This is a genomic window from Clostridium sp. (genome assembly GCF_032552055.1).
Classification (GTDB): domain Bacteria; phylum Bacillota; class Clostridia; order Clostridiales; family Clostridiaceae; genus Clostridium.
The window spans coordinates 1-8,356 of sequence record NZ_JAWGSV010000136.1; the positions used below are offsets into that span (position 1 = coordinate 1).

8 protein-coding genes and 1 riboswitch are annotated in these 8,356 nt (G+C 29.3%); of the genes, 1 reads left to right on the forward strand and 7 read right to left on the reverse strand.

Features of this window, described 5'->3' with window-relative positions:
- The first annotated feature begins 205 nt into the window (after positions 1-205).
- Positions 206-1,603, forward strand: coding sequence for an amino acid permease (locus tag E6248_RS09990; RefSeq protein ID WP_316340661.1), 1,398 nt, complete (start codon positions 206-208; stop codon positions 1,601-1,603).
- A 113-nt stretch (positions 1,604-1,716) separates the two neighbouring features.
- Here E6248_RS09990 and E6248_RS09995 read toward each other — a convergent pair whose 3' ends face one another.
- The 7 genes from E6248_RS09995 to E6248_RS10025 all read right to left on the reverse strand — a co-directional run.
- Positions 1,717-2,406: an N-acetylmuramoyl-L-alanine amidase gene (locus E6248_RS09995; RefSeq protein ID WP_316340662.1), complete on the reverse strand. Its 690-nt coding sequence runs from the start codon at positions 2,404-2,406 to the stop codon at positions 1,717-1,719.
- A gap of 301 nt (positions 2,407-2,707) precedes the next feature.
- Complete coding sequence (locus E6248_RS10000; protein ID WP_316340663.1) at positions 2,708-3,877, reverse strand: DHHA1 domain-containing protein; 1,170 nt, start codon at positions 3,875-3,877, stop codon at positions 2,708-2,710.
- A gap of 5 nt (positions 3,878-3,882) precedes the next feature.
- Positions 3,883-4,854, reverse strand: a complete 972-nt coding sequence (locus tag E6248_RS10005) for a serine hydrolase (protein ID WP_316340664.1) — start codon at positions 4,852-4,854, stop codon at positions 3,883-3,885.
- A 142-nt stretch (positions 4,855-4,996) separates the two neighbouring features.
- Positions 4,997-5,821: a MetQ/NlpA family ABC transporter substrate-binding protein gene (locus E6248_RS10010; protein WP_316340665.1), complete on the reverse strand. Its 825-nt coding sequence runs from the start codon at positions 5,819-5,821 to the stop codon at positions 4,997-4,999.
- A 207-nt stretch (positions 5,822-6,028) separates the two neighbouring features.
- Positions 6,029-6,664, reverse strand: coding sequence for a methionine ABC transporter permease (locus E6248_RS10015; RefSeq protein ID WP_316340666.1), 636 nt, complete (start codon positions 6,662-6,664; stop codon positions 6,029-6,031).
- Positions 6,664-7,695 (reverse strand): methionine ABC transporter ATP-binding protein, encoded by a 1,032-nt coding sequence (locus E6248_RS10020; RefSeq protein WP_316340667.1) that lies wholly within the window; start codon positions 7,693-7,695, stop codon positions 6,664-6,666. The genes E6248_RS10015 and E6248_RS10020 overlap by 1 nt, the downstream gene beginning before the upstream one ends.
- A gap of 183 nt (positions 7,696-7,878) precedes the next feature.
- Positions 7,879-8,023, reverse strand: a riboswitch (SAM riboswitch).
- A 72-nt stretch (positions 8,024-8,095) separates the two neighbouring features.
- Positions 8,096-8,356 (reverse strand): DUF503 domain-containing protein (locus E6248_RS10025; protein ID WP_316340668.1); only part of this gene is annotated, 261 nt, incomplete at its 5' end.

The window sequence follows — 8,356 nt, forward strand, 5'->3', positions numbered from 1 at the left end:
TATCATAATATATATATTCAAATAATAATCCTAATTATCTTGCCTTTTAATTAAATTAACTATCTTATCATAACCCAATTAATTAATGATAAATTATCTTAAATTCCCCATTATCAACCATGTTTATTCCAATCTAGTGTGAGTATAAATTTTTCTTTTTTAGGAAAAATATTTTATATATAAGTAAAAAGGTAGGTATAGAAAATTGAAAAAACAACAACACTCTTCTTCAAATAAAATAAATAAAGATATAATACATAAAGAAGATAATAAGCTCTCCGCTAAGAATTTATTGTGGATTGGGCTAGGAGGGATTATTGGATCAAGCTTTTTCCTTGCATCTGGGTTACCTATAAGTTATGCTGGCCCTGGAGTCATTTTTTCTTATCTATTAGGCGGTTTAATAACAATCCAAATTGCAGGCGCACTAACCTCTCTATCTGTTAATCATCCTGTTAGTGGTTCTTTCAAAGTTTATGCTGAAGAAATATTAGGACCTTATATGGGATTCTATGTAGGTTGGACATTTTGGATAGCAGCAGTTCTTAGCATAGGTGCTGAGACCATTGCCATGGCTATATTTTCAAAATTATGGTTTCCAAATATACCTGTATGGCTATTATCTATAACTTATTCAGTAATAGTAATTGCTATAAATGCCTTTGGATTAAAAAACTTTGGTAAAATTGAAACTATTATGTCTTTTATTAAGTCAGCAGCCTTAGTAGTATTCATTCTAATAGGAGTAGCGGCTATATTTGGAATATTTAATACTAATAATTCAGTTGGGCTTACCACTCTATTAGGTCATGGTGGCTTATTCCCCAACGGTTTAGGTGGGTTATCCCAGTCAATGCTAATTGTTATTTTTTCCTATGCCGGCATTGGCGTAGTTGCTATGGCATCATCAGAAGTTAAAGATCCAAAACATGATATACCAAAGGCAATGATTATACTTCTTATAGTATTAATATTTTTATATGTAGCATCAATTTTAACAGTTGTTTCTATAATACCATGGAATACTATTTCAACAGAAAAATCTCCCTTTATCGCAGTCTTAGAAGTAATTAATATCCCATTTGCAGCTTCAATCATGAATGCAGTGGTATTAGTAGCATCATTTTCTGTAATGACAGGATCATATTTTTCAGCGATAATGATGCTAGTTTCTTTAGGAAACTCTCATGAGGCTCCAGCTTTTGTGAAGAAACAAGGTAAAAATGGAGTTTTTTATGGAAGCTTAATTGTAACAGCTGTTGGGCTAATTGCTATCAATATAGCCTCTTATATTTTGCCAGAAAAAATTTACGATTATTTAATTTCCGCATCAGCTTATTTTTCATTCTTTAGCTTGGGTACTATTTTAATTTGCTTTTTAAAATGGAGAAAAACTGTTGCAAACAGAGAAGTATATAAATCACCATTAGCATTCGGTGCCCCTTGGTCAACAATAATAACATTAGTGATAATATTTATTTTATTTGTATTTTCATTGAGCATTATCGATCAACGTATGGGATTTTATTTTGCTTTAGGGATCTCAGCTATTGTCTCTATAGCTTACTTCATTGTTAATCGTAAACTCAAAAATACAACTTAAATTTATGAAATTAATTAAGCATATTGAATTATTAAAAAAAATTAGACTATTATAAATCAGGGCACTGAAAATTTTAAGTTTTTCAGTGCCCTAATTATAAACAGCCCAAATTTTTAATTATCTTCAGGGTATGGAACAACATAAACGTCTTTAAATCCTTGATTTTGAAACTTTATTACTTCCTCTTCTGCTTCTTCATATTTTTTATAATATCCAATGCAAAGTCTCCAGCCTTCTCTTGTAGGTGTCTTTGGTTTTGCAACTGGAGTATCTATTAAAACCTTATTAACCATAGCTAAGCAAGCTTTGGCTACCATGTACCCATATTTAACTCCACTAAAGTTTTTCTCTATGTCTTCATTTGAAATAAATTCAGCTTCAACAATAACTGCTGGCATTCTTGTCTCTCTTAAAACAGTATAACTTGCTTCCTTTATCCCCCTATTGTTAGATTTTAAATTTGCAAGTAGTTCATCCTTTAAAAACCTTGCTAATTCTTCTGATTTATTACCTTTTTGAAATATTACTAATTCAGTTCCACTTACAGAATTATCTACAAAGGAGTTCATATGAAAGCTAACAAAATAATCTGCATTCCAATTATTTGCTATATAAACCCTTTCTTTAGGTTCTAAGCTAATATCTGATGCCCTAGTAAGCAATACATCTTCGCCATTTCTCTCTAATAACCTCATAGATTCATAAACAGCTTCTAAGACTATATCAGCTTCTCTTCTTCCATGTTTCCCAACTGCTCCTGGGTCATTACCACCATGTCCTGCATCTAGTACCCATTTTGCCAAAAGCCTTCCCTCCTATTATTTATAAAATATAAATATTGTATTGTTTTATATATTAGTATACTTCTCCATATAAAACTTGGTTACAAAATTAATACTTTTATCTAGGATTTTGACAAAATTAAAAATTTATATATGTCTCAATAAATAACCCATATACATATTCTTATAAAATTATAGCGAAAATTAATATTTAATTTTCTAAATCGATGGCATCTAATTTAGAAATAAATCTTTAAATAATTTCATAACTCCGTGTTTAATAATTAGCTCTTTTAATAAAAGCTAAAATATTTATTACAACCTATATATTATTCAAAAACTCTTCTATATTTATATTTTCTCCTACACCTTGGGCTAAGTTTTTTCTTCCTCCACCCTTTCCATTTATATTGGAAATATGTTCTTTTAATAATTTCCCCATATCTAAATCATCATTACTTTTAGATGAAGCAAATATAACTTCTGCTTTTCCATCTAATATATTAGCAAATAAACATACTATATTATTATCTTCAACTAGCTTATTAGCCAGCTTACCTAAGTAATTCTTAGGTTTATCTTTAAATACCTTTTTAACTATAGTACTATTTTCTAATTCTATTTCTTCAAGAACTTTTAGATACTCATAATTTAATAGTTCATCTTCCATCTTCTTTTTTGTAATCTTTAAATTTTCTAATTCTGATTCTAAGTTTTTAATACCATTCAACACTTCATCTTCATTACTACTTAAATAATTACATATTTCTCTTAAGACTTTATCCTTATTTAATGAGTCTTCTATCGCTCTTTTTCCTGCTAAAAATTCTATTCTAGTATTGCCTTTATTCTTTTCAAACTTTTTAATCTTTATCATTCTTAAATCTAAGGTTTTACTAGGATGAACTCCACAGCATGCATTTATATCTAAATCTCCTATTTTAACTACTCTTATTTCTTCATCAGTATTAGGTAAATCTCTTCTTAAATTTAAACTTTCAAGTTCTTCATTATTAGGAGTTAGAAAATCTACTGTTACATTATTTCTTATTATTTCATTAGCTAGAGCTTCTGCTTCTCTTACTTGACTTTCACTAAGATGTCCCATTATATCTACAGTACTTGTTTCTTTTCCTAAATGAATACTAACTGTATTTGCATTAAATAATTTAAAAAAGCATCCTGAAAGAATATGTTGCCCTAAATGCTGATGCATTCCATCTTCTCGTCTATACCAATCTATATTACAAAATACAGTATCTCCTAAATATACTTCTTCATTTACTACATGATATATTTTTTTATCTTCCTCATATATATTTTCTATTCTTCTACCATCTATTTCTCCTAGATCACTTTGCTGTCCTCCTCCCCCTGGGAAAAAAGCAGTGTTATCTAATACAATATGATATTTATTATCTTTAATTTTTACCTCTATTACTTTAGCTTCAAATTCTTTTATGTATTGATCTTCATAATATATCTTACCCAAACAAACTAACCTACTTCCTGAATATTTTTATTTGCATCCACTACTTCATATATTCCTTTAGATAGTTCTGCTATCATTTCAAAGGCCTTATCTCCCCAATCTAATAAATATATATCTTCATCATTATCACTTTCAAGATCTCCACCTAATTCTCCTATATCCTTTGTTAATACTACTAATATATAAGGGTCTTCCCCATATACTATCCCAACATCATGATAATATCTATAATATGTTCCTATCTTATGAGCTACCTTGCTATAATCTAAATATTTATCTAAACCTGAATGAAAAATAGTCCTAGTCATATAGTCTAAAAGCTTTTCATAATAAGGATTATTATCAGGATTTTTATATAATTTTTCTAACATAATTCCAAATTGTCTTGCTGTAGTATAGTTTCCATAAGGAATATCACTATATCCTGTAATACTTCTTGTATAGTCTGTTATGCTTGATCCAGAAATTCTAGTCAACATATTCTTTGCAATATTATCTGATTCAACTATTGATAAATATAATGCCTCATCTATTGTTATATCTGGAATTGTCTCTGCATAAGCAAGCGAACCAGTTCCTTCTTCATAATCTGATTCTACATATGATATAGTATCATCTAGGCTTAATATTCCACTATTAACCTTATCTAATATCATCATAGCTAATGGAACCTTAGTAGTGCTTGCTGCAACATAATAATTATCTCCATTTAATATGTACTCTTCGTCAGTATTTAAATTTTTAAAATATATAGATATATTATCTCTATATTCTCCTACTACATTCTCCACAACTTCATCAATTGATGTAAGTAAGTCTTTCTTTTCTTCTACCACTTTATTAGAAGTTTCTTTTGATTCTTCTTGATCTTCAACAACTACTCCTGTATCTATTATTGCCTCATTATCACTTTTACTAGTACATCCAAAGAAAGAAAAGGATAAAATAATCATTAAGCTTAATATAATTTTCTTCAATTCCACATCTCCCACTCCTATATATTTGTATTTAATATTATATCATAAAGGAAAGTATGAATTCTTAAATGAATCTTTAATTGATATATAAAAATAGACTCTACATAGTAAATTAATACTATACAGAGTCTATTATCATTTATTAAAATGTTGGAATTACTGTACCATTGCTATATTTTTCTTCAATAAAGCTCTTCACTTTATCTGAAGTTAAAGCTTCAGTTAAGTCTTTAATTTTTTGTAGGTCTTCATTTCCTTTTTTAACAGCTAATACATTTTTATATTTTTCAGCAGCTTCAGCATCCTTATCTTCAGTTGCTATAGATTCTTCTGCTGGATTTAATCCTGCTTCTAATGCATAGTTACCATTAATCACCGCTGCATCTACTTCATCTAATACCCTTGGTAATTGAGCTGCTTCTAATTCTTCAAACTTTAAGTTCTTACTATTTTCAGTAATATCCTTTGGAGTTACTAATTCTCCTTCAGCTAACTTAATTAGTCCAGCTTTTTCTAATAATCTTAAAGCTCTAGCTTCATTTGATGGATCATTAGGAATAGCTATTGTTGCACCATCTTTTATTTCCTTAATATCTTTAACTGTCTTTGAATATGTTCCTAATGGTTCTAAGTGAATTGCAGCTGTATAAGTTAAATCTAATCCCTTATTTTCATTAGTTTCATTTAAGTATGCTATATGTTGGAAATAATTTGCATCTATTTCACCTTCAGCTAAAGCTGTATTTGGTGTAACATAATCTGTAAATTCAATTACTTCAACTGTATAACCCTTATCTTCAAGATCTGGAACTATTTGATCTACTATTTCCTTATGTGGAACTGGACTAACCCCAATCTTTATAGTCTTATCTTCTGCATTACCTGTTTCTGTTTTAGTTCCGCAACCTACTAAACCTATTGCTAAAGCCCCTGCTAATAATACTGATAATATTGATTTTCTTTTCATATTTGAAACCCCCTTAATATTAATTAAAAATTTAAAATTAAAAATGAAAAATTATTGATGTAATTCTTTCATAATTACTAAAATTAATTGCTTTTTGTAAACTCCCAACGGAGTTTTTTCATTAATTCCTCATTCTTTAATTTTTTAATTCTCTAACTTCTTCATTCTTTAACTCTTTAATTTCTTCATTTTTTAATTTTTTCATTCCTAAGATAGTTTTTTATAGAAGTAATTTCCTAAAGATTGTAATACTTGTACTATTATAATTAGGATAATTACTGTTACTATCATAATATCTGTTTGATATCTTTGATATCCATACCTTACAGCTAAGTCTCCAAGACCTCCTGCTCCTACTGTTCCTGCCATTGCAGAATATCCAATTATACTAATAACAGTTAGTGTCAATCCAGATATAATTGATGGTACTGCTTCTTTAAGCATTACCTTAAATATTATTTGAGTATTTGATGCCCCAAAGGATTTTGCAGCTTCTACTACTCCTGGGTCTACTTCTTTTAAAGCAGATTCAATTACTCTTGCTACAAATGGTGCAGCTGCTATAGTTAAAGGAACTATTGCTGCAGTTTGTCCAATAGATTTCCCAACTATTAATTTGGTAAGTGGAGCTATTGAAACAATTAAAATTATAAATGGAAAACTTCTTAATATATTTATTACTGCATCTAAAACACTATATATAGCCTTATTTGGTTTTAATCCATCTGGTGCTGTAAGTATTAATAAAATTGCTACTATAAAACCTAGTATTAATGAAAATAATGTTGAAAAAGTCACCATATACATACTTTCACCAAAAGCTTTTATTAATATATCTAACATTATTTAAGCACCTCCAATACTACACCTTTTTCTTCAAGATAGTTAGTTACCTTTTCCTTATCATCTTCATTAATATTTATAACTAGATTTCCTAAAACTTCATCTCTAAACTTTTCAAGCTTGCCCCAAACTATGGAAAAGTCTATATTTAATTCTCTAGACATCTTTGTTATTAATGCATTTTCAGAAGATGTACTTGGGAAGAATAACTTAATATTTACTCCAGTAGTAGGTAGCAGATCATCATCTGCTTCTCCTAAGAACTTCTTAAGTGAAACCCCAGGTCTTAAGAATAATTCTTCAGATTTACCTTCTACTTTTAATATGCCCCCTTCTATTAATGCCACCTTCTCACAAACTTCTTTAACTACTTCCATTTGGTGAGTAACTATTACTATTGTTATTCCAAGTTCTTTATTTATCTTAGATAATAAGGAAAGTATATCCTTAGTTATCTTAGGATCTAATGCAGATGTTGCTTCGTCACATAGTAGAATTTTAGGATCTAAAGCTAATGCTCTTGCTATTGCCACCCTTTGCTTTTGGCCCCCACTTAAGCTTGATGGCTTAACTTTAGCTTTATCCTCTAGTCCAACTAGATTTAAAAGCTTAGTTACCTTTTCTTGAATCATTTGCTTTTTGAAAACCCTGTAGCTTGGACATTTTTCGTTTTTGTTATTAGCCTTATATTCTCTATACTCTTCTTCAAAACCCCAAACTTCTAGAGGTAGAGCAATATTATCAAAAACATTTTTTCTATTTAGAAGATTAAAGCCTTGAAATATCATCCCTAGGTTTTTTCTAAACTCTCTTAGTTCAAATCCCTTTAGGTCTTTAACTTCCTTGCCCATAACATTAATAGATCCTTCTTCATAGCTTTCTAGACCATTTATGCATCTTAGTAAAGTTGATTTACCAGCTCCACTATGCCCTATTATTCCATAAATTCTACCCTCTTCAATAGTTAAAGAAACATTTTTTATTACTTCAACTTCACCGAATCTTTTACTTAAGTTTTTAATCTTAATCATCTGCTACCCTCCTAAAGAACTTCCAACAAAATAGTGAACATATATAGATTTTCTTATTCCGTCCCCTTGTTCCAAGTTATCAAAAATTTATATATTCTAACTTGAAAGCTGAATGAAAGAAAATAAAAAACGCACTCGAGAATAAATCCCAAGTGCGAACAAAAGCCACATTATTAATTTATTCTCTCATCTACCAGCTTAAAAGCTGCAGGATTTAGCACCAAACATAACGGTATTATTGCATAAGAAATATACACTTATACTTATTACACCTATTATAGGTTGCTGGGTTTCATAGGGCCAGTCCCTCCACCACTCTTGATAAGAAATCTTTTTATTTTGTTGTTGATAATAATATACATTTATTAGTTAATATTGTCAATACTTATTTTTAAATTTTTTAAAATACTATGACTTCTTTTTCTATGTCTATTAGCTCAGCATCTGTATTTGCTTCAATAAAATTTAATATATTTTCTGCTGTAGAATCTACTTGAGCACTTGTTGCACATATGCTTGATATTCCTATAGTAATACTTTGATGTAAATCCTGACTCCCTACTTCATTTACTGAAATATTAAATTTATTTTTAAGTCTCTGATTTATGCTTCTCACTACCATTCTCTTTTCTTTTAAGGAGTGAACCCAAGTAGCCCTTAG

Bases quoted from the DNA above. Each gene is read 5' to 3' on its own strand.
- E6248_RS10010 (WP_316340665.1), bottom strand. From the start codon at position 5,821: ATGAAAAGAAAATCAATATTATCAGTATTATTAGCAGGGGCTTTAGCA.
- E6248_RS10015 (WP_316340666.1), bottom strand. From the start codon at position 6,664: ATGTTAGATATATTAATAAAAGCTTTTGGTGAAAGTATGTATATGGTG.
- E6248_RS10020 (WP_316340667.1), bottom strand. From the start codon at position 7,695: ATGATTAAGATTAAAAACTTAAGTAAAAGATTCGGTGAAGTTGAAGTA.